This window comes from Pseudomonas sp. MF6396, from assembly GCF_002018915.1.
GTDB classification, from domain to species: domain Bacteria; phylum Pseudomonadota; class Gammaproteobacteria; order Pseudomonadales; family Pseudomonadaceae; genus Aquipseudomonas; species Aquipseudomonas palmensis.
The window spans coordinates 98081-118774 of the sequence record NZ_MVOK01000013.1 but is presented as its reverse complement, the minus strand read 5'-3'; the positions used below and the strand labels follow the sequence as shown (position 1 = coordinate 118774).

Here is a 20694-nt window from a genome sequence, read left to right as displayed (position 1 = left end):
GCTCTGCGGCCCGATCGCGGGTCAAGCCCGCTCCCACAGGAGGGGGCTTGCGCCGTGATGGGGTCAGCCCAGTACAGGGCGGAAGAAACTGCGCTCGTAGCTGATGATGCACCGGGTGTCTTCGGCGTACTTGAACGCGGCGATGCACTCGGCGTCGGTTTTCGACTGTTCGCGGTAACGTTCGTACGCTGCCAGGCTGGGGAACGAGAACATCGCCAGGGCGACGTTGTTGGCGCCTTCGCTGGGCAGGAAGTAGCCATGGTGCTGGCCGCCGAATTTCTCTACCAGCGGTATCCACATGCGCCCGTAGGCTTCGAACTCTTGCAGCTTGTAGGCATCGACGATGTAGCGCAGGTAGCAGGTAACCATTGCAGCACTCCATGAAAGGGACCGGCAGCGAGCCTAGTGGGCGTCACGGGCGGGCGTCAATACGCGACGGGTGCAGCGAGCATCAGCGCTCGCACCGTTGAACCCGCGTGCAGCCCTTCAGCGGGTCGGTGCCGCCGGCGCCTGCCCGATGGGGCGCAGATGGCTTGAAGGCACCCAGCCGGCCTGCGCGTCGCGCGGCCTTGTGCACCAGGACCAGCCGTTGAGCGACCTCACGCAGAGCAACTCATCGCCAATGTCCACATCCAGCTCCCTGGCGGTGTAGTCCTCGCGCGCGCGGCCTGCCTGCTCGCCCAGCCTTTCGATCACCTGCGCCGGCACCCAGCCACCCTGCTGGCCGGGCGTGGTGCAGAAGTACCAGTTGTCCCATCCTTCATCGCCCTGGTACACCTCCCCCACCTCCAGCACGGCCCCCTTGGCAAAGGTGATGGGCTGAGGGAATTCGCTGCGGTGCGCTTTAATCACGCGGTATTGCATGTGTCTTCTCCTAGGTGAGCTGAAGCCGGCGCCCACCCAGCGGCGCGGCTGTGCGAAAATAGCGCCTTTGTTATCAACAGGTTGGAGATGTACGGTTTGGTTACACACTATTCGGCGAACGGCGCCAATGCCGCCTGCGGGCGTACCAGTCAGACCCTCAACAGCACTCAGGCAGCGGATCAGGTGTCGTGCAAGTCCTGCCTGCGCTCGCTGGCTGCCCCCGACTCGGCAGCCGTGGCCGCCAAGGCCAAGACCCCTTCGCTGGCCGAACTGCGCAAGCAGCGCCAGCAACAGGCCGCACCGGCGCCGGTGCCCGCGTTCAGCGTCAAGGCCAGCTGGCAGGCCCGCCTGAGCAGCCAGGCCGACCGTTGCCGCCTGCCACGCGGTGCGCGCAAGCAGATCTGCGTGTGACCCCCAGGCAGGCCGGCTTGCCGTGGCAAGTCGGCCTGCCCGCCGTTGCCCTGCAACGGATAATCGAGCGGTTTTCATAACCCCGCGCCACCACCGCTTGCGCGCCTGGCGACTTCAGGCCAGTGGCTGGATCACGTCGACCCACTGCGCGTTGACCAGGGTAGCCAGGCGCTCGGGCTCGATGCGCACCGCCGCATTGACCGCACCGCCGGCGGGGAAGACCACCTCGAAGTCCTTCAGCGACTCGTCGCAGTACACCCGCAACGGCTGGCTCAGGCCGAAGGGGCACACGCCGCCGATAGGGTGGCCGGTGTGCTGCTCGACCTGCTCGGCCTCGAGCATGCGTGCCTTGACGCCGAACTGCTGCTTGTACTTGCGGTTGCACAGGCGCGCATCGCCGCGTACCACCAGCACGATCACCTCCTCGCCCACGCGCAGCGAGAGCGACTTGGCGATCTGCCCCGGCTCGACCGCCAGCGCCTCGGCGGCCAGGGCGACGGTGGCGGTGCTGGACGCCAGTTCCAGCACCTGCAGGTCGGGTGAATGGTGGGAGAAAAACGCTTTGACTGACTGCAGACTCATCTTCGCTTGATCCTCTGAAAAAACAGCCCTGGCGGGATACCGTTGCGTACCCTACCAGCTTGGGCAGGCAAAAAACTCAGTCGCCCAACGCGACGCCCTCGCGACGTGGGTCGGCACCGGCCGACCAGCCCTGCCCATCACGCACGATGACCTGCGTGCCGCTGGTCATCTCGATGGGCGATACCGCATGCCCGCGAGCCTCGAGCTGCTCGATCAGGGCGGGGCCGATCAGCCCGGCCTCCACTTCGGTGCCGACGTTGCGGCTGCCGAAGTTGGGCAGGTCGACGGCCTGCTGCGGGTCGAGCTTCCAGTCCAGCAAGCCGATCAGCGCCTTGTTCACGTACTCGATGATCTGCGAGCCGCCGGGCGAGCCGAGGGCGGCCACCAGCTGGCCGCTGGCCTGGTCGAACACCAGGGTCGGCGCCATCGAGGAGCGCGGCCGCTTGCCCGGTGCGACGCGGTTGGCCACCGGCTTGCCGTTCTCCTCGGGGATGAACGAAAAGTCGGTCATCTGGTTGTTGAGCAGAAAGCCCTTGACCAGCACATGAGAGCCGAACGCCGCCTCGACCGAGGTGGTCATCGACAGCGCGCCGCCCTGATCGTCCACCGCGACGATCTGCGAGGTGGAAATGCGCAACGGCGAGCGGTCAGGCGCCCATGCCAGGGGCATGCCGGGCGGCACACCGGCAGTGGCGACGCCCATGCTCCGGTCACCGATCAGCGTGGCGCGTTGGGCCAGGTACGCCTTGCTGGTGAGCCCTGGCACATTGACCGGCACCTGGTCGCTGTCGGCCAGGTACAGGGCGCGGTCGGCATAGGCCAGGCGCTCGGCTTCGGCAATCAGGTGCACGGCCTGGGCGGAGGGTTGCATGACGCCCCCGGGGCGAGCTTTTTCGGGCGCCATCGCGGCCAGGTCCAGTGCCGGTTTCTGGCGCTGCAGCGCCTCCAGGATGCCCAGCGTCTGCAGTACCGCGACGCCACCGGACGACGGTGGCGGCATGCCGCAGACCGTCCACTGCTTGTACGGCCCGCATACCGGCGCGCGCACCTTGGCCCGATAGCCTGCAATGTCGCCCAGCGACAACGTGCCGGGGTTACTGTGGGTATTGACCTGCTGCACCATCGCCTCGGCGATGGGCCCGTGGTAGAAGGCGTCCGGGCCCTGGTTGGCGATGGCCTCCAGGGTTTGCGCCAGTTCGGGGTTCTTCAGCAGCGTGCCCACGGGCAAGGGCTGGCCCTGGGGCGTGAGCAGGTAACGGGCCAGTGCAGGCGACTGCGGTATCGAGGTGGAGGCGGCAATCATGGCATGCAGCCGCGCAGACACGGGGAAGCCGTCGCGGGCCAGGTCGATGGCCGGCTGGAACAGCGCGCGCCAGGGCAGCTTGCCGTGTTGCTGGTGCGCCATCTCCAGGGCCCTGAGCACACCGGGCACGCCCACCGAGCGACCGCCGATCTGGGCGTCCTTGAATCCCATCGGCGTGCCGTCCGGCTTCAGGAACAGGCGGCTGTCGGCCCCTTGGGGCGCCGTCTCCCGCCCATCGAACGCCTGCACCTGCTTGCCATCCCAGTACAGGATGAAGGCACCGCCGCCGATGCCGCTGGACTGCGGCTCCACCAGGGTCAACACCGCCTGCATGGCAATGGCGGCATCGATCGCAGACCCGCCCTTGCGCAGCATCGCCTGGCCGGCGGCGCTTGCCAGGGGGTTGGCTGCCGCGGCCATGTGGTGCTGTGCCTGTACGGGGGCCATGCCTGTGCGGTAGCCCGAGGCGATTTCCGGGGCGGCGGGCAAGGCGGTGCTGGATGGCGCAGGCGGGGTTGCGCTGGTGCAGGCGCCGAGCAGCAACGCTGCCATCGAGAAGCCGAGGGCGTGGATCAGGTGTTTGCGGGTGGTTGGGTAACCGGTCAAGACCAACTCCATTGAGCGTTTGGGGAACGCGGGCAATGGTAGCGTGATTGACGCGAGCAGGCCCGGTACTCACCGCGGCTTGTGCGGCGAATCCAATGCGCGTGCCCTGATTCTCGACGCGTAGGGTGCAGATTGATTAAGCTTCCCGCTTTAACGTTTCAGTTTGTTTCAAGGATTCAGATGACCATTCAGCAAGCGCCGCCACTCGCCTATTCCAGAGCCACCGTCGGCAAGATGGAAGCCGCCATGGCCCTGGGGAGTTTTGCCATCGGTACCGGCGAGTTCGCGATCATGGGGCTGATGCCCGACATCGCCAGCAACCTGCACCTGAGCGAGCCCCAGGTGGGCCATGCCATCAGCGCTTATGCCCTGGGCGTGATGGTGGGTGCGCCAGCCCTGGCGATTCTGGGCGCCAAGCTGCTGCGCAAGCACATGCTGCTGTTGCTGATGGCGCTGTATGCGATCGGCAACCTGGCCACGGCCTTCGCGCCCTCCTTCGCCGGGCTGGTGGCGTTTCGCTTTATCAGCGGCCTGCCCCACGGCGCCTACTTCGGCATCGCGGCGGTGGTAGCCTCGAGCATGGTGGCCACCGACCAGCGCGCGGGCGCGGTGGCACGGGTGATGATGGGGCTCACCCTGGCGATGCTGCTGGGCAACCCGGTGGCGACCTTCCTGGGGCAGTTCTTCGGTTGGCGCGCGGCGTTCGTGCTGGTGGGCGCGATTGCGCTGTGCACCATCGGGCTGGTGTGGCGCTACGTGCCGCAGCGTCACGATGAAGTGCGCAGCGACCCGCGCAAGGAGCTCCAGGCGTTTCGCCTGCCGCAGGTGTGGATGGCGCTGGCCATCGCCTCGATCGGTTTTGCCGGCATGTTCTGCGTGTTCAGTTACCTGGCGCCGACCATGCTGCAGGTGACCAAGGTGTCGCCACAGTGGATTCCATTCGGGCTGGCGGCGTTCGGGGTGGGCGGCATCATCGGCAACATCGCGGGCGGCAAGCTGTTCGACCGCCTGCAGTTTCGCGCGGTGGGGTTGGTGCTGGTATGGTCGATTCTCGTGCTGAGCCTGTTCCCCTTCGCGGCCAGTTCGCCGTGGGGCGTGCTGCTGGGCTGCGGGCTGGTCGGCACCATGATCGCACTGGCCGCCCCCTTGCAGATTCGCCTGATGGACATTGCACATGAAGCGCCGAGCCTGGCGGCGGCATCGAACCATGCGGCGTTCAACCTGGCCAATGCGCTGGGGCCATGGTTTGGCGGCATGGCGATTACTGCGGGGTTCGGCTGGACCAGTACCGGCTACATTGGCGCGGCGACTGCGCTGGTGGGGTTGGGGATCTACCTGGTGGCGCGGCGGATGAAGGGCGGGCACTGAGGGCCTGCCAGGTTTTGCCAAAGGAAAGAAACCAACGTGAACCAGCTTTCAATCGCCAGCTTCAAATCGAAGTACAGCCAGGGCTTCTACTCGACATTCGCCATCGATGGCGTGCCGCTGGAAGTCTGGCTGCCAATACGAGACCCCGCTGCACAGCTTCATCTGGTGGCAGCGCATGCCGGCCTCTACGGCGAAGACGATAATGAACTGGTGTGGGACCGCAGCTACTCCACTGCCCCTGGGTGGACCACCCTGGTGCCGCTGCTGGTGTGCTCCGATGACCTGGACCTGAGCTGCACGGTCATCGTCGTGGAGCAACACGCCCATGAGGATCACATCCACTGGCGGCGCTTCGGCCTGCTGCACGAGGTGATCACCCTGGAGCAGCCCCGCGTCAGCTGGTTCGAGGCCGCTTGCACCGCCACCTTCGAACGCGCCGAATTCCACCGCACACTGGATGAATTTCGCCGGCTGGAAGGCGTGGTGATGGCCTGGGACTAGGGTCTGTATGAAAAGTCTTGAGACGAAGGTCAGGCTGTTTTCAACGCAGCATCACCGAGTATCAAGGCTTTTCGTACAGAGCCTAGGCCGTTATCGAAGCCTGGACTGTTCGCATGCAGCCTTGAGGCGCTGCATGGCATCGGGCGCCATGGGCGCAGTCATCATGGCGTGATAGTTCATGCATTCCCGGGTTTGCTGCTCAGCCGTGGGAGCGCCGCTGGAGGTACAGCCGGCGAGGATGAACAGCGCAAGGGCCGTGATCAGTGGTTTCATTTATATATCCGCAACAAGTGACGCCATGGCCTCCAGCGCCTTGAGGCCTCAATGGTCACCATGGCCTGCGCGCATCTTGAAAAAGCGAACCTGCCGCTTATTGGCCAAGGCGGAAAATAATAATCAAAAGCCCTGCAGATGAGCATCATGAGGGTGGCTAACGTTCCCATGAAATCAATTCAATTTAACTCGTTCGATGCCCGGACATAAAATACGCCCCAATTAAGGAACACTTCAAGACGACCGAGCAAAAAAACCTACAACGAATCAAACTTGCCGAAGAGGGCAAATGTAGATTCGGTTTTTATCTCGGACCATCAGGGCACCCGATTAAAATGAGCACAGCATTTACATTCTCGATCAAGCGTATTCGTTTCGACGAACATTATCGCCCCGCTGAAAACACCCGCACGACCACCAACTTCGCAAACCTGGCGAGGGGGCAGCGTCGCCAGGAGAACCTGCGCAACACCCTGACGATGATCGACAATCGTTTCAACGCCCTGGCGCACTGGGACAACCCGAAAGGCGACCGCTACAACGTCGAACTTGAAATCATTTCCGTGGAAATGAACATGGATGCCGAGCACAGGGACACCGCCCTGCCGCTGATTGAAATATTGCAGACCACCATTGTGGATCGCAAAACAAGCGAACGCATCGAGGGTATCGTAGGCAACAACTTCTCCTCGTACGTGCGCGATTATGACTTCAGCGTGCTGTTGCTGGGGCACAACAAGAACCAGCAGGGGTTCAGCACGCCGGAGGATTTCGGCGAGCTGCACGGCAAGCTGTTCAAGCATTTCGTGAACTCGAGCACTTATAAAGAACACTTCAAAAAACCACCGGTCATCTGCCTGAGTGTTTCCAGCAGCAAGACTTATCAGCGCACCGAAAACCAGCACCCGGTATTGGGCACCGAATACCAGCAGGACGAATATTCCCTGACCGATGAGTACTTCCGGAAGATGGGCCTGAAGGTTCGCTACTTCATGCCTGCCAACAGCGTGGCACCGCTGGCGTTCTACTTTGCTGGGGACCTGCTTGGGGATTACACCAACCTTGAACTGATCAGCACCATCAGCACGATGGATACTTTCCAGAAGATCTATCGCCCTGAAATCTACAACGCGAATTCAGCAGCAGGTCGATCCTATCAGCCGAGCTTGAATCACCAGGATTACTCGTTGACCCGCATTGTCTACGATCGAGAAGAGCGCAGTCAGTTGGCCATCGAACAGGGCAGGTTTGTCGAAGAGCACTTCATCAAGCCCTACCAGACCGTGCTTGAGCAGTGGTCCGCCCAATACGCGCTTTGATCATTCAGAACATACAAGGTCATCTATCGTGAAAAAACTGCTACCCACCTCCACTGCTGGCAGCCTGCCCAAACCGTCCTGGCTTGCACAACCCGAGACGCTCTGGTCGCCCTGGAAGCTGCACGGCGAGGAGCTGCTCGAAGGCAAGCAGGACGCCTTGCGCCTGGCCCTGCAGGAACAGCAACACGCAGGCATTGATATCGTCAGCGACGGCGAACAGACCCGCCAGCATTTCGTTACCACCTTTATCGAGCACCTGAGCGGAGTGGATTTCGAAAAGCGCGAAACCGTCAGAATTCGTGACCGCTATGACGCAAGCGTGCCGACCGTTGTGGGTGCTGTTGCCAGGCAAAAACCGGTGTTTGTCGAAGATGCCAGGTTTCTGCGCCAGCAGACCAGCCAGCCCATCAAATGGGCCCTGCCCGGCCCCATGACCATGATCGATACGCTGTATGACAGCCACTACAAAAGCCGGGAAAAGCTGGCTTGGGAATTTGCCAAGATCCTCAATCAGGAAGCCCGAGAGCTGGAGGCGGCGGGCGTGGACATCATCCAGTTCGACGAGCCTGCCTTCAACGTGTTCTTCGACGAGGTGAATGACTGGGGCGTGGCCACTCTGGAACGGGCGATCGAAGGGCTCAAATGTGAAACGGCCGTGCATATTTGCTACGGCTACGGCATCAAGGCCAATACCGACTGGAAAAAGACGCTGGGCTCGGAGTGGCGCCAATATGAGGAAGCCTTCCCCAAGCTGCAGAAATCCGGCATCGATATCATCTCGCTGGAGTGCCACAACTCCCATGTCCCGATGGACCTGATCGAGCTGATTCGCGGCAAGAAAGTGATGGTGGGGGCCATCGATGTGGCGAACCACGCCATCGAAACCCCCGAGGAAGTGGCCAACACCCTGCGCAAAGCGCTGCAGTTCGTGGACGCCGACAAGCTCTACCCGTGCACCAACTGCGGCATGGCCCCTCTGCCCCGCGAGGTGGCGCGCGGCAAGCTGAACGCCTTGAGCGCCGGCGCGGACATCGTGCGCAGAGAGCTCTTGAACCGATAAGGGTGCAGGAGGGGTTGCAGCGCTGATCGAGCGGCATGACCCCTCCCCGCCGCCTTTGGATCCGCCCCTTCAGCCAGGACCTACCATGTCACGTTACAGTACTGCCATCGAGCCATTGCGCTTTCGCGAAGCGCTCGGGCACTACGCATCGGGTATCACCGTGATCACGTCGCAGATCGAGGAGGAGCCGGTCGGCTTTACCTGCCAGTCGTTCTATAGCGTGTCGATGAGCCCGCCGCTGGTGTCGTTCAGCGTGATGGCCGGTTCGGCCAGCTACCCCAGGATCCGCCAGGCAGGCCGCTTCGCAGTCAACATCCTGTCCGGTGAACAGGTCGGGATCTCCAACCAGTTCGCCCGACGAGGTACCGACAAGTGGCAGGGCGTGCAATGGCAGGCATCGCCACTGGGCAACCCGATCATTGCCGGCAGCCTGCACTGGCTCGATTGCGAGATCCACGCCGAACACGTCGCCGGTGATCACCTGATCGTGATTGGCGAAGTGAAGGCGCTGAACCTGCAGCAAACTGCCGCCACACAGCCCTTGCTGTACTTCAAGGGGCAATACTGCAACCTCGCCGCCCACGGCGCAGGCTGAGGAACCAGGGGCCTGGCCTTCTCAACAAGCCCCTTGCATCGCGGTATCGACCGCTTCCACAAGCATCTGCGCATGCTCTTGGGTAAACGCCAGCAGCGGACGGATTTTGAGCACGTTCTGGTGCGGACCGGCGGCGCTGATCAGCACGCCCTGCTCGCGCATCGCGTTGACCACCTGGCGGGCCTGCCTGGCTGCGGGTGCCCTGGTTGCGCGGTCGGTGACCAGCTCAACCCCAAGGAACATGCCGGCCCCCCTGACGTCGCCGATCATTTGATGGCGCTGGGCAAGCCGTGTCAGGCCGTCCAGCAGGTAGCTGCCAATGTGATGGGCCCTCTGCTGCAGGTGTTCTTCGCGGATGACGTCCAGCACCGCCTGACCTGCCGCGCACGAGACCGGGTTGCCGCCAAAGGTATTGAAGTAGCGCATGCTCCTGCCGAAGTGATCGACCACCTGGGAGCGCCCGACGATGCCGGCAATGGGCTGGCCATTGCCCATGGGCTTGCCGAGGGTGACGAGGTCCGGGCGCACGTTGTGCCTGGTAAACCCCCACATGTTAAGGCCGGTACGCGCAAAACCCGGCTGTACCTCATCGGCGATGTACAGCAGGCCTTCGGCCTGGGCCAGCGCCACACCCTCGGCGATACAGCCCGCCGGCCCGGGCAGCACGCCGTCGCTGGAGAAGATGCCATCCAGCAGGATTGCCGCCGGGCGGATGCCGTGCGCCTTGAGGTCATCGATTGCGGCGCGCACGTCTGCGGCGAACATCGACGCCACGTTTTCGGCCCCCAGACGGTAAGCGTCAGGTGCGCGAACGGTGCGCACATGCGCCGGGAGCACCATGGCGCTGCCAAGCGATGGTGAAAGCTCGGCGATGTCTGCGGTGACGCCGTGGTAGGCGAACCGGGTGATGATGACGCCGGTGCCACCGGTGCAGTGCTTGGCGATGCGCAGCGCCAGATCATTCGCCTCGCTCCCGGAGCAGGTGAACATGACGCGATCCAGGTCATCGGTGAAGGTACCGAGCAACTGCTCGGCATAGTCGAGAATGCCCTCCTGCAGGTAACGGGTGTGCGTGTTCAGCACCTGCGACTGCCGATGCATCGCCTCGACCACCCGGGGATGGCAGTGACCGATGGAGGCAACGTTGTTGTAGGCGTCCAGGTAGCGACGGCCCTGCTCGTCGAAGAGCCATACGCCCTCCCCTCGAACAGTGTGCAGCGGTCGCTCGTAGAACAGACGGTATGCCGGGCCCAGTAGCCGCTCGCGGCGCTCGATCAGGCGTCGCTGCGATGCCGAAAGCCGGGTGGCGTCGGCTGACGTGAAGCCGTTGATCATGCTCATGCTCGATTTGCTCGCAGGCAGGCCGAAGCAATTCGGTCTTCTGTTTCAGCGCGAGACAGCGCCGACAGTGCCTTCAGGTTTGCCCAGGCACGCTGAGTGTTTCGAAGGATGTACTGGCGATTGTCCGGATGCAGTTCGGCGCGCCAGGAGTTGATGCACAGGGCCAACGCCAGGCGCGTGGCCAGCAGCTCGGGCAGCAGCGCCAGCTCCTGCTGGTTCAGGGGGTTGCACTGGTGGTAGCCGACAATCACATCCAGGGCCGGCTCCAGTACATCGCCTACCTGCCCAAGGTGGTAGGAAGCGGCAACCGCGACCTCGTTGACCAGGGGCGCATGCACCATGTCACCGAAATCGAGGATGCTGCGCAGCACATCGGGGTTGTGGGCATCCACGATGATGTTGTGCGGGTTGGTGTCGTTGTGAATGACCTGCTTGCGCAACCCGGGGATGCTTGGCACCACCACCGACGCATACTGCTCGAGGCTGCGCTGCACCAGGCTTCGTCCGGGGCCGGGTTCGATGTGCACCAGCAGCGGTCGAAGGTGCGCGGCGTGCTGCATGTCCCACAGCAGCGCATGCCCGGCGGCGGGGTGGGCAAACCCTTGCAGCGCCACGTCAAGCCGGGCGATGGACTGCCCGATGACCCGGCGAAACGTCGGTGTGGGGTGACTCACGCAGTGAAGGGGCATGCCGTCTTCGAAGGACAGCAGCCGCGCCAGCATGCGCTGCCCGTCGATCTCGACGAAGGTGGCGTACTGGCCCTCAAGCGAGGGGTGCACGCGCTGAACCGCAAGCCCGGGATCGCGAAGCTCGATTCTTCGCATCGCCTGATTGTGGAAGTCGACCACATCGGGGTTTTCAAGCGGGTGGGAGAGCTTGAACAACCGGGATGAGCCGTCTTGAAGCATCACGCGGAAATTGAGGTCGCGCTCGCCGCCCAGTTTTTCGAGCGTGCCGCTCAAACCGAATTGCTGGCGCAGCACTGCACACGCCTGCGCATCGGTGACCCGTGCCGGAGCAGCTTCGAGCAGGCTGTCATCGACAGCCAGATTTTCAAGGGGCATGACTCGCATCCTTATACGGCCTTTGAATGGCGCCCCCGGTTTCAGGGGCGCCATGCATCACTTGTTGACCCAGGCGTTGAAGCGTTCCTCCAGGTCCTCACCGTGGTCGATCCAGAACTCGGCGTCGGTGGCACGGGCGTTTTTCAGGTTTTGCGGGGCGGTGGGCAGTTTTTCGCCCACGCGCTTGTCCAGCAGGTCCATCGCGCCGGTGTTGCTGGGCCCGTAGGGGATGGCCTCGACGAAGTTCTTCTGTTGCATGGGCTCGCTGGCGAACGCGATGAAGCGCTCGGCCAACTCCTTTTTCGGCGCCCCTTTCACGATGGCCCAGTGATCGAGATCGTAGAGGCTGCCATTCCATTGCATCGCAAACGACTGGCCTTCCTCCTGGGCAGAGGTGACACGGCCGTTGTAGGCGGAGGTCATGACCACGTCACCGGCGATCAGCCATTGCAGCGGCTGCGCGCCGGAGTCCCACCACTGGATGCTGGACTTGATTTCATCGAGCTTCTTGAACGCACGTTTGACACCCTCTTCAGTACCCAGCAGCGTGTAGAGGTCCTTGTTGTCTACCCCATCGGCCAGCAGCGCGAACTCCAGCGTGAACTTCGCGCCGCGGCGCAGGCCGCGCTTGCCGGGGTACTTCTTCAGGTCCCAGAAGTCGGCCCAGCCTTGCGGGCTGGAGGCGAGCTTCTTGGGGTCGTAGGTCAGCACGGTGGACCAGATGAAGATGCCGACACCACAGTCGCTGACGGCCGCAGGAATGAAGTCTTCCCTGTTGCCTATCCGGCTCCAGTCCAGCGGTTCGAACACCCCTTCGCTGCAACCACGGATGAGCTCGGGCGATTCGACCTCCACCACATCCCAGCTGGTTTTGCCGGTGTCGGCCATCACCTTGATCTTGGCCATTTCGCCGTTGTAGTCGTCGGCGGTGATGGCCACGCCGGTCTGGGCGGTGAAGGGTTTGTAGAACGCCTTCTCCTGCGCCTGGCGGTTGTTGCCGCCGAAGGACACCACGGTCAGCTTTTCAGCGGCATACAGCGGGCTTGCGATGGTTGCGAGCAAAAGTACAGCTGCGATTTTCTTATTCATGCGTCTCTCCAGGTCAGCTACGGGTCGTGGGCAGCTTTAAAGGGATGGCAGTTTTCTTGTAGTGGCAGCAATCGATCGAACGTGACGCTTCCCCGGTGGGGACGGGACGCATTAAAACACATAATAAATATGATGCATCATATTTTACGCTACACTTGCCCTCACCAATGAACAGGGAACCCGCCATGACCGATCAACGTACGCTGCTTCTCACCGGTGCCAGCCGGGGCATCGGCCACGCCACCGTGAAACATTTCAGTGCTGCGGGTTGGCGCGTGTTTACCGCCTCGAGGCAGGACCTGGGCGAAGGCTGCCCCTGGGCCGAAGGCATCGCCAACCACATTCACCTCGACCTGGGGAGCGTGGAGGACATACAGCGCAGGCTTCCGGAAATCCGGGAAAAACTCGGGGGGCGGCTGGATGCGTTGGTCAACAACGCCGGCGTTTCACCCAAAGGCCCGGATGGTGGGCGACTGGGGGTGCTGGAGTCCGACTACTCGACCTGGCTGAATGTGTTCAACGTGAACATCTTCTCGACGGCCCTGCTGGCGCGGGGGTTGTTCGAGGAGCTCAAGGCGGCAAAGGGCTCGGTGATCAACGTCACCTCCATTGCCGGTTCGCGGGTGCACCCGTTCGCAGGGGTGGCGTATGCCTGCTCCAAAGCGGCGCTGTCGGCGCTGACTCGCGAGATGGCGCATGACTTCGGGCCCTATGGGGTTCGTGTGAACGCGATCGCCCCGGGGGAGATCGACACCTCCATTCTGTCCGCTGGCACCGAGCTGATCGTGGAGCGATCGATCCCGATGAAACGCATGGGCAAGCCCGAGGAAGTCGCGGCGTTGGTGCATTTTCTCTGCACGCAGGGCGCTTCGTACGTCAATGGCGCAGAAATCCATGTAAACGGTGGGCAACATGTTTGAGTTACTCGATAATCGCTGCCGGTAGCCTCCCCTCTCCCGCCGGGCCTGTGCCGCACACGAGTACGCGATGAATTATCCGATTGAGCACCTGAAACACTCCTACCTTGGCAGCGGTATCTATGGCCTGCTGCGCGAAGCCCTAATTACAGGGCGCTTCCAGCCTAACGACCGGCTGCGCATACGCGACCTTGCCGAACAGCTGGGTACGAGTGTCACGCCTGTGCGGGACGCGATTCTTCAACTGGCAAAGGAGCAGGCGCTGGTTCTAAAGACACCGCGGGACATTCGTGTGCCGGTACTGACTTCCAAGCAGTACCTGGAGATCAGGAGCATCCGGCTCTCGCTCGAGGGGTTGGCGGCCGAAACAGCTGCATCGCTGGCGACCGAGGAGCAAGTGGCGCGGCTGCAAACCTGCATTCAGAACAACCTGGTGGCGATCAAGGACAATGACTTGAGGTCCGCGCTGACCTTCAACCACGAGTTTCACTTCAGGTTGGCGGAAATCGCCGATATGCCGGTGCTGGTCAGCCTGCTGGATGGGTTGTGGATGCGTACCGGGCCGCTGATTGCCCGGGCCTACGGCGGGTTCAACGAGCGCATGGCGATTGATCATCACTGGGATGTGCTGGAGGCGTTGAAGCAGCGCGATGGTGCGGCGGCTCGCCTGGCGATCTGCAGTGACATTCTGGATGGGAGCCAGAAGATGCTGGAGTATGTTCAGATGGAGCATGACTGAAGGGGCGTGGTGCTGGCGATAACTCGGCATGCGACAGGCCGCATGCTGCAAGTGGCGCCGCTGGCGTTCTGAAACCGATTCTCACCCCTGTTCCGGCGTCCTGCCGACCGAAAAAACCCCCCTCCCCGTGCAATTCGTCGCCTCGGCTCGCCGTGCTCACCCGACTGGATTACTGTATATGCAAACAGTATCCATATGGTGGCGGAAATGACCCAAGACATTGAAGACTTTGACGGCTTCGGAGCGCCCACTGAGCTGGAGATGTGGAAGCACCAGGTGGTGCTCATTACGAATGAGGCCGAATACCTGACCCGAGAGCTGGGCAAGGCGCGCAGGAACATTGCCAAGCTTGTGGCGATGAACCAGGGGCTGACGAAGGACCTGCACGACCTGCAACTGAAATCGACAGGGCGGGTGTTCCCCACGAGCTGCGCACTCAGTGGCAGCCCGGCACAGGAAATCGCGGAACTTCATAAAAACTCATAAGGCGTGTCGTCACCGTAAAACTTAGTGGGAAAGGCAGGAAACTTACACGGTGCACGACCCCATTAAAGTGAGAGCGAAACTTTTTTTGAACAAGAAATAAATTGTAACAATGACCTGTTGAAATATTTTAAATACCAGGAACCCAACCTTTATTGACCAAAAAATGTGAAGCCGTGCGTTTTTATAGCTGGATGGAAACCCAGTTCAATAAAACCTCACCCGATGGTAACGTATGCTTTCGCATTGCTCAGAATAATAAAAAACACGAGCAAACTTGTTGGTTGAATAAAGGATTAACGAATGACTATCGAGCGAGAGATTTTCTCGGCCCTTATCGCGCAGAACGCATTCCAAGGTGAAAAGCCGAGCGTACAAAGCTACGCCCAGCTAGCCGTAGACAAGGGGTTCAGAGCGCTTACGTCAAGGCAGCAGGCGGTGGTGAGCCCCTTCCTGAAGAAACAATGCGAGGGGATGAGAAAACCAAACGAAAAACACAACAACTGCCAAAACACGATAGCCGGTCGTGATCTGGTTGCAGCGCTTGAAAAAGCCGAAAGTTACAAGGGATGGCGCTGCGAAAGCTGCCGGAGTGCATCTTAAAAACCAGAAAGCACCGCAAAAAGAGTAGCCCTCCAGAAAAGCTGTAAAGTAAAAAACACTATTGCACTCGCTACTCCTGACTGTTACTGCAGCAGGCCGCCATGGCCTGCTCGCAAGTTTTTCTTTTTAGGCCCTGATCAGCCCACCCTCCAATCGTCATTCACTCGTCACGCACCTGAGCGCCTTGAAAAAATAGTGCACGAAACAGCCCGATTCTTTTGCGCGGCTAACTTTTCCAGAGAGAAAAATAGTGCCTATCTACCAGGTTGCACTACTGGTTGTTTGGTTTCGCCACACTTTGGTTGGGCTACGGCTGCTGGTTCGACGATGAGGTCTCTGCGTAGATCGAAAACAGCTTGCCTGCTTCTCGACGAGTGCAACGGTTCCTGCATTGCCCAGGCTGGTGGTGCTGGGGGGACCGGGCACGTCGTCGCCATCGGCGGGGCCACGGTGACATACGAGCGCGTGCTGCGAAGAATTGGGGCGTTGGCGAAACCGCCAAATGAGGAAGTATCAGAAACGCTTTGGGTTCAAACCATTCCCAAGGGCGGTTCCTGGGGTCGTTTTTGCATGCTCCAAAAACGCAAAAAGCCCTGACTAATCAGGGCTTTGAAGATGGCGGAAGCGTAGAGATTCGAACTCTAGGATAGTTGCCCATCGACGGTTTTCAAGACCGTTGCCTTAAACCACTCGGCCACGCTTCCTCGTATTGCGGGCGCCATAATACCGAAATGAAACAAGCTGTCAAACTCTCTAGGTGGCTGGTCTGCGCGCCTCTGTTATGATCTTTGCATCTGAACGTTTCAAACCCACAGGAGTGTCGCCATGCGCGAACAGGATTACGCCGTCAACCACGGCCTGCAGGTCGAACAGCAAGAGGTCAGCCGCGTCCTGCGCAACACCTATGGCCTGCTGGCCATAACCCTCGCTTTCAGTGGTGTCATGGCCTATGTGGCCCAACAGATGCGCGTCGGCTACCCGAACATTTTCGTGGTGCTGATCGGCTTCTACGGCCTGTTCTTCCTCACCAACAAGCTGCGTGATTCGGTATGGGGCCTGGTGTCCACCTTCGCGCTGACCGGTTTCATGGGCTTCCTGCTCGGCCCTATCCTCAACCGCTACCTGGGCATGGCCGGCGGCGCTGAAGTGGTCAGCTCGGCATTCGCCATGACCGCACTGGTGTTCGGTGGTCTGTCGGCCTACGTGCTGATCACCCGCAAGGACATGAGCTTCCTGGGCGGCTTCATCACCGCAGGCTTCTTCGTGCTGCTGGGCGCTGTGCTGGCAAGCTTCTTCTTCCAGATCAGCGGCCTGCAACTGGCGATCAGCGCAGGTTTCGTGCTGTTCTCGTCGGTGTGCATCCTGTTCCAGACCAGCGCAATCATCCACGGCGGTGAGCGTAACTACATCATGGCGACCATCAGCCTGTATGTATCGATCTACAACCTGTTCGTCAGCCTGCTGCAACTGTTCGGGCTGATGGGTCGGGATGACTGATCCGAGCTTGGTTGGTTGAGTGTTGAAAAAGCCCGCTTCGGCGGGCTTTTTTGTGGGTGGCGTTTGAGGGGCGCTGGCTTCGCGCTCGTTCGCTGGCAAGGCCGACCCCTACGCCCCGCGGGCTGTAGCGCCAGATAATGCTGGCAAACTGGACTACCCCAATCCCCGCGCGCGCCGTAGAATGCGCTCCTTTTTTCTGCCCGGGGCAGCAACACCCATGAGCTCACTCGAACAAGCGCCCGAACAGGCCAATGAACTGGTTCTAGGCCTGGAAGACCGGCCCCGGCCGCTGATCGCCCTGCTCGCTGCCCTGCAGCACCTGCTAGCGATCATCGTGCCTATCGTTACCCCCGGCCTGCTGATCTGCCAGGCACTCGGCGTATCGGCCCGCGATACCAACCTGATCGTGTCGATGTCGCTGGTGATCTCCGGGATCGCCACCTTCGTGCAATGCCGACGCTTCGGGCCCTTCGGCGCCGGGCTGTTGATCGTGCAAGGCACCAGCTTCAACTTCGTTGGCCCGCTGATCGCCGGCGGCGCGCTGATGGTCAAGCAAGGTACGCCCGTAGAAGGCGTAATGGCGGCGATCTTTGGTGTGGTGATTGCCGGCTCGTTCGTTGAGATGGGCATTTCGCGCATTCTGCCGTTCGTGAAACGCCTGATCACCCCCCTGGTCACCGGCATAGTAGTGCTGATGATCGGCCTCACGCTGATCAAGGTGGGCCTGATCAGCATGGGCGGCGGCTTCGGCGCCATGGCCAACGGCACCTTCGCCAACGGCGAAAACCTGCTGCTGTCCGGCGTGGTGCTGGCCATCATCGTGGTACTCAACCGCATCCCGGTGGTGTGGATGCGCAGTTGCGCGATCGTGATCGCGCTGGCCGTCGGCTACGCACTGGCCGGCTACCTGGGCCGCCTGGACTTCACCGGCATGCATGAAGCCGCCGTATTCCAGGTGCCGGTGCCATTGCACTTCGGCCTGAGTTTCTCCTGGGCGCTGTTCATTCCGATGCTGGTGATCTACCTGGTGACTTCGCTGGAAGCCATCGGCGACGTTACCGCCACCAGCAAGGTGTCGCGTCAGCCGGTCGAAGGCCCGCTGTGGATGCAACGCATCAAGGGCGGCGTGCTGGTCAACGGCGCCAACTCGCTGCTGGCCGGTGTATTCAACACCTTCCCCAGCTCGGTGTTCGCGCAGAACAACGGCGTGATCCAGCTGACCGGTATTGCCAGCCGCCATATCGGTATCTGGATTGCCGCAATGCTGGTGATTCTGGGGCTGTTCCCAAGCGTGGCCGGGGTGATCCAGGCGGTGCCGGAGCCGGTGCTGGGTGGCGCTGCGATGGTGATGTTCGGTGCCGTAGCGGCCTCGGGTATCAATATTCTGGCCAGCATCAGCCTGGACCGTCGCGCCCTGCTGATCATCGCGGTGTCCCTGGCGTTGGGCCTGGGCGTGGCGCAGGTGCCGGAATTCCTGGCGCACATGCCATCGGCACTGCGCAATGTGCTGGAGTCTGGCGTGGCAACCGGCGGCATCTGTGCGCTGGTGCTGAACTGGTTCCTGCCCGAGTCCAAAGCGCAGAACTGAGGCCGCTTGCCAAGCTGCCCCAACCAGGCCCGCGCCCACAAGGCGCGGGCTTTTTGCTTTATCATGGGCGCAGTTTTGCTGACAGAGCCTGCCATGAAGTTCGCCCTCGCGGTATTTTCCCCCGGCCATGCGCCCTCCTCGCGCCGTGCACTGCTGTTCGCCCAGGCTGCCCTGGCCAGCGGGCACGAGATCGTGCGGCTGTTTTTCTATCAGGATGGCGTGCACAGCGCCTCGGCCAACGTGGTCGCGCCGCAGGATGAGCTGGACGTGCCGGCGCAATGGCGTGCCTTCGTCACCGAGCACCAGCTCGATGCGGTGGTGTGCATCGCCGCCGCCCTGCGCCGTGGCGTGTTGAACGCCGAAGAAGCCCAGCGTTATCAGCGCCCTGCCGTGAACCTGCCCGCGCCGTGGGAACTGTCGGGCCTGGGTCAGTTGCACGAGGCTGCACAAACCGCCGACCGCCTGGTCTGCTTTGGAGGCGATTGAATGGCCAAGTCATTGCTGATTATCAGCCGCCAGGCCCCCTGGGCCGGCCCGTCGGCCCGCGAGGCACTGGATATCGCCCTGGCCGGCGGCGCCTTCGACTTGCCGCTGGGCATGCTGTTTCTGGATGACGGCGTGTTTCAGCTGGCACCTGCACAGCAACCGGCACAGCTGCAACAGAAGAACCTGGCGGCCAACCTCCAGGCGCTGCCGATGTTCGGCGTGGAGGCCCTGTTCGCCGACGCCCGCAGCCTGCTCGAGCGCGGCCTGGACGCTGAACACCTGACACTGGACGTCGAGGTACTCGACGACGCTGCACTGGCAGCCCTGATCAACCGTTTTGACCAGGTGGTAACCCTCTGATGAGCACCCTGCACGTCATTTCCCACTCGCCCTTCGGCGATAATCGCCTGAGCAGTTGTCTGCGCCTGCTGGGCAGCAACGACGGCCTGCTGCTGTGCGGCGACGCAGTGTATGCGCTGCAGCCCGGCAGCGAGCCGCTGAAGGCGCTGGAGCACGCCAACCTGGGCGCAAGGCTGTTTGCGCTGGAAGAAGACCTGCAAGCCCGCGGCATCTCCAGCGACGCGGCCCGGGCCATCGACTACCCGGCGTTCGTGCAGCTGTCGCTGGACCACGACAAGGTCAACAGCTGGCTATGAGCACCCTGAGCCTCGACAACCGCGACATCGCCCTGGACAAGGACGGCTTCCTGGTCGACCTGAAGGACTGGTCAAAGCCCGTGGCACAAGCCCTGGCCGAGCGCGAAGGCCTGGAACTGACTCCCGAACACTGGGAGGTACTGGAGCTGCTGCGCCAGTTCTACCAGGAGTTCGAGCTGTCGCCGGCCACGCGCCCGCTGATCAAGTACACCGCCTTGAAGCTGGGCCCGGACAAAGGCAACAGCCTGCACCTGAACCGCCTGTTCAACGGCACCCCCGCCAAACTTGCCGCGAAGCTCGCGGGCCTGCCAAAGCCGACCAACTGCATATGACTGCCCCTACCCCGCTCACCCTCGAAACGCCCGCCGAACACCCCTTCGCCCAGTTCGTGCGCATTTTGGGCAAAGGCAAACGCGGCGCCCGCGGCCTGACCCGGGAAGAAGCCCGCGAGGCCATGGGCATGCTGCTGGACGGCAAGGTCGAGCAGACGCAGCTGGGCGCCTTCCTGATGCTGCTGCGTCACAAGGAGGAGAGCCCCGAGGAGCTGGCCGGCTTCACCGAAGCCGTGCGCCAGCGTGTACAGGCACCGCCCATCGCGGTCGACCTGGACTGGCCGAGCTATGCGGGCAAGAAGCGCCACCTGCCGTGGTTTCTGCTGGCGGCCAAGTGCCTTGCGAAAAACGGCGTGCGCATCCTGCTGCACGGCGGCGGCGCTCACACCGCCGGGCGCCTGTATACCGAGCAGGTGCTGGAACAGGTGCAGATCCCGCTGTGCCGCGACTGGGCCAGCGTCGCCAGTGCCCTGGACGAGCACTGCATCGCGTTCATCCCCCTGCAGGACTGGGCGCCGCGCCTGCAGCACATGATCGACCTGCGCAACACCCTGGGGCTGCGCTCGCCCATTCACTCCCTGGCACGGGTGCTCAACCCGCTGGGGGCGCGGTGCGGCCTGCAGAGCATCTTCCACCCCGGCTACCAGGCCGTACACCGCGAAGCCAGTCGGCTGCTGGGCGATACGGCGATTGTGGTCAAGGGTGACGGCGGTGAGATCGAGATCAATCCGGATGCCACCAGCCACCTGTACGGCACTGCCCATGGCCAAGACTGGGATGAAGAATGGCCGCAGCTGTCGGCCCAGCGCCATGTGAAGCCAGCCAGCCTCGACCTGCAGCACCTGCTGGCAGTATGGCGCGGCGAGGCCCGCAACAGCTACGGTGAACTGGCTCTTGTATCGAGCATGGCGCTGGCGCTACGCGGCTTGGGGCAAACCCGAGAGGACGCCTTCACGCAGGCGCAGCACTGGTGGGATCAACGCCTGAGCTAGGCGACTGATCGGGGTTTTCGATCAA

Annotated in this window: 25 protein-coding genes and 1 tRNA gene; 17 read left to right on the top strand and 9 right to left on the bottom strand. The window is 62.1% G+C overall.

From position 1 onward, the window contains the following. Positions 1 to 63: 63 nt before the first annotated feature. Positions 64 to 369 carry an NIPSNAP family protein gene (locus tag MF6396_RS15285; RefSeq protein ID WP_043861047.1) on the bottom strand — a complete coding sequence of 102 codons (306 nt, stop codon included), beginning with the start codon at positions 367 to 369 and terminating at the stop codon, positions 64 to 66. A gap of 117 nt (positions 370 to 486) precedes the next feature. Then, complete coding sequence (locus MF6396_RS15280; protein ID WP_078480784.1) at positions 487 to 864, bottom strand: SH3 domain-containing protein; 378 nt, start codon at positions 862 to 864, stop codon at positions 487 to 489. A gap of 96 nt (positions 865 to 960) precedes the next feature. Here MF6396_RS15280 and MF6396_RS15275 point away from each other — a divergent pair, with 96 nt between their 5' ends. Further along, positions 961 to 1275 (top strand): hypothetical protein, encoded by a 315-nt coding sequence (locus MF6396_RS15275; RefSeq protein WP_043861086.1) that lies wholly within the window; start codon positions 961 to 963, stop codon positions 1273 to 1275. A 114-nt stretch (positions 1276 to 1389) separates the two neighbouring features. Here MF6396_RS15275 and MF6396_RS15270 read toward each other — a convergent pair whose 3' ends face one another. Together MF6396_RS15270 and ggt are read right to left on the bottom strand one after the other, a co-directional pair. Then, the gene (locus MF6396_RS15270; RefSeq protein ID WP_043861044.1) at positions 1390 to 1857 is read right to left on the bottom strand and encodes a YbaK/EbsC family protein; all 468 of its coding nucleotides are present in this window, start codon (positions 1855 to 1857) and stop codon (positions 1390 to 1392) included. 76 nt (positions 1858 to 1933) lie between these two features. Next, complete coding sequence (gene ggt, locus MF6396_RS15265) at positions 1934 to 3712, bottom strand: gamma-glutamyltransferase (RefSeq protein WP_078480825.1); 1779 nt, start codon at positions 3710 to 3712, stop codon at positions 1934 to 1936. Between the two features lie 234 nt (positions 3713 to 3946). Here ggt and MF6396_RS15260 point away from each other — a divergent pair, with 234 nt between their 5' ends. Together MF6396_RS15260 and MF6396_RS29045 are read left to right on the top strand one after the other, a co-directional pair. Then, positions 3947 to 5134: an MFS transporter gene (locus MF6396_RS15260; protein ID WP_058541189.1), complete on the top strand. Its 1188-nt coding sequence runs from the start codon at positions 3947 to 3949 to the stop codon at positions 5132 to 5134. Positions 5135 to 5170: 36 nt separating this feature from the next. Further along, positions 5171 to 5635, top strand: coding sequence for a hypothetical protein (locus MF6396_RS29045; protein ID WP_238596440.1), 465 nt, complete (start codon positions 5171 to 5173; stop codon positions 5633 to 5635). Between the two features lie 90 nt (positions 5636 to 5725). Here the strand turns inward: MF6396_RS29045 and MF6396_RS15250 are convergent, their stop codons facing one another. After that, positions 5726 to 5908, bottom strand: coding sequence for a hypothetical protein (locus tag MF6396_RS15250; protein ID WP_054916126.1), 183 nt, complete (start codon positions 5906 to 5908; stop codon positions 5726 to 5728). Positions 5909 to 6243: 335 nt separating this feature from the next. Here MF6396_RS15250 and MF6396_RS15245 point away from each other — a divergent pair, with 335 nt between their 5' ends. From MF6396_RS15245 to MF6396_RS15235, 3 genes are all read left to right on the top strand, one after another. Continuing rightward, positions 6244 to 7227 carry a DUF1852 domain-containing protein gene (locus MF6396_RS15245; protein ID WP_043861041.1) on the top strand — a complete coding sequence of 328 codons (984 nt, stop codon included), beginning with the start codon at positions 6244 to 6246 and terminating at the stop codon, positions 7225 to 7227. A 28-nt stretch (positions 7228 to 7255) separates the two neighbouring features. Continuing rightward, positions 7256 to 8287, top strand: a complete 1032-nt coding sequence (locus MF6396_RS15240; protein WP_043861040.1) for a methionine synthase — start codon at positions 7256 to 7258, stop codon at positions 8285 to 8287. 85 nt (positions 8288 to 8372) lie between these two features. Next, positions 8373 to 8882, top strand: a complete 510-nt coding sequence (locus tag MF6396_RS15235) for a flavin reductase family protein (protein ID WP_078480783.1) — start codon at positions 8373 to 8375, stop codon at positions 8880 to 8882. Positions 8883 to 8903: 21 nt separating this feature from the next. Here MF6396_RS15235 and MF6396_RS15230 read toward each other — a convergent pair whose 3' ends face one another. Genes MF6396_RS15230 through MF6396_RS15220 form a run of 3 tightly spaced genes read right to left on the bottom strand, consistent with a single transcriptional unit; the run spans position 8904 to position 12376 of the window. Further along, entirely contained in the window at positions 8904 to 10223 is a 1320-nt protein-coding gene (locus tag MF6396_RS15230) for an aspartate aminotransferase family protein (protein WP_078480781.1), read from the bottom strand. After that, positions 10220 to 11287 carry a phosphotransferase gene (locus tag MF6396_RS15225; RefSeq protein ID WP_078480780.1) on the bottom strand — a complete coding sequence of 356 codons (1068 nt, stop codon included), beginning with the start codon at positions 11285 to 11287 and terminating at the stop codon, positions 10220 to 10222. Before MF6396_RS15225 ends, MF6396_RS15230 begins: the two co-directional genes overlap by 4 nt. 57 nt (positions 11288 to 11344) lie before the next feature. Beyond that, the gene (locus tag MF6396_RS15220; protein WP_078480774.1) at positions 11345 to 12376 is read right to left on the bottom strand and encodes an ABC transporter substrate-binding protein; all 1032 of its coding nucleotides are present in this window, start codon (positions 12374 to 12376) and stop codon (positions 11345 to 11347) included. A 185-nt stretch (positions 12377 to 12561) separates the two neighbouring features. Between MF6396_RS15220 and MF6396_RS15215 the strand changes: the two genes are divergently transcribed. The 4 genes from MF6396_RS15215 to MF6396_RS15195 all read left to right on the top strand — a co-directional run bounded on the left by MF6396_RS15215 (position 12562) and on the right by MF6396_RS15195 (position 15118). Then, entirely contained in the window at positions 12562 to 13296 is a 735-nt protein-coding gene (locus MF6396_RS15215) for an SDR family NAD(P)-dependent oxidoreductase (protein WP_078480772.1), read from the top strand. A 67-nt stretch (positions 13297 to 13363) separates the two neighbouring features. Beyond that, positions 13364 to 14032, top strand: coding sequence for a GntR family transcriptional regulator (locus MF6396_RS15210; RefSeq protein WP_043861034.1), 669 nt, complete (start codon positions 13364 to 13366; stop codon positions 14030 to 14032). A 207-nt stretch (positions 14033 to 14239) separates the two neighbouring features. Next, the gene (locus MF6396_RS15205) at positions 14240 to 14518 is read left to right on the top strand and encodes a hypothetical protein (RefSeq protein WP_153046092.1); all 279 of its coding nucleotides are present in this window, start codon (positions 14240 to 14242) and stop codon (positions 14516 to 14518) included. Between the two features lie 300 nt (positions 14519 to 14818). Continuing rightward, positions 14819 to 15118, top strand: a complete 300-nt coding sequence (locus MF6396_RS15195; protein ID WP_043861032.1) for a hypothetical protein — start codon at positions 14819 to 14821, stop codon at positions 15116 to 15118. 616 nt (positions 15119 to 15734) lie between these two features. Here the strand turns inward: MF6396_RS15195 and MF6396_RS15190 are convergent. After that, positions 15735 to 15822 (bottom strand) — tRNA-Ser (locus MF6396_RS15190). A gap of 121 nt (positions 15823 to 15943) precedes the next feature. On the opposite strand from MF6396_RS15190, the gene MF6396_RS15185 reads away from it, so the two are divergent. The 7 genes from MF6396_RS15185 to MF6396_RS15155 all read left to right on the top strand — a co-directional run bounded on the left by MF6396_RS15185 (position 15944) and on the right by MF6396_RS15155 (position 20669). Then, entirely contained in the window at positions 15944 to 16615 is a 672-nt protein-coding gene (locus MF6396_RS15185; RefSeq protein WP_043860836.1) for a Bax inhibitor-1/YccA family protein, read from the top strand. Positions 16616 to 16832: 217 nt separating this feature from the next. Next, entirely contained in the window at positions 16833 to 18203 is a 1371-nt protein-coding gene (locus MF6396_RS15180) for a nucleobase:cation symporter-2 family protein (RefSeq protein ID WP_043860837.1), read from the top strand. A 93-nt stretch (positions 18204 to 18296) separates the two neighbouring features. Then, positions 18297 to 18689, top strand: coding sequence for a sulfurtransferase complex subunit TusD (tusD, locus tag MF6396_RS15175; protein WP_043860838.1), 393 nt, complete (start codon positions 18297 to 18299; stop codon positions 18687 to 18689). Continuing rightward, positions 18690 to 19049, top strand: coding sequence for a sulfurtransferase complex subunit TusC (tusC, locus tag MF6396_RS15170; protein WP_078480771.1), 360 nt, complete (start codon positions 18690 to 18692; stop codon positions 19047 to 19049). Continuing rightward, the gene (gene tusB, locus MF6396_RS15165) at positions 19049 to 19345 is read left to right on the top strand and encodes a sulfurtransferase complex subunit TusB (protein WP_058541209.1); all 297 of its coding nucleotides are present in this window, start codon (positions 19049 to 19051) and stop codon (positions 19343 to 19345) included. Before tusC ends, tusB begins: the two co-directional genes overlap by 1 nt. Continuing rightward, positions 19342 to 19677 carry a TusE/DsrC/DsvC family sulfur relay protein gene (locus MF6396_RS15160; protein ID WP_043860841.1) on the top strand — a complete coding sequence of 112 codons (336 nt, stop codon included), beginning with the start codon at positions 19342 to 19344 and terminating at the stop codon, positions 19675 to 19677. Before tusB ends, MF6396_RS15160 begins: the two co-directional genes overlap by 4 nt. Next, a complete protein-coding gene (locus MF6396_RS15155) occupies positions 19674 to 20669 on the top strand; it encodes a glycosyl transferase family protein (protein WP_078480769.1) in 996 nt (331 codons plus the stop codon). The genes MF6396_RS15160 and MF6396_RS15155 overlap by 4 nt, the downstream gene beginning before the upstream one ends. Positions 20670 to 20694 lie beyond the last annotated feature (25 nt).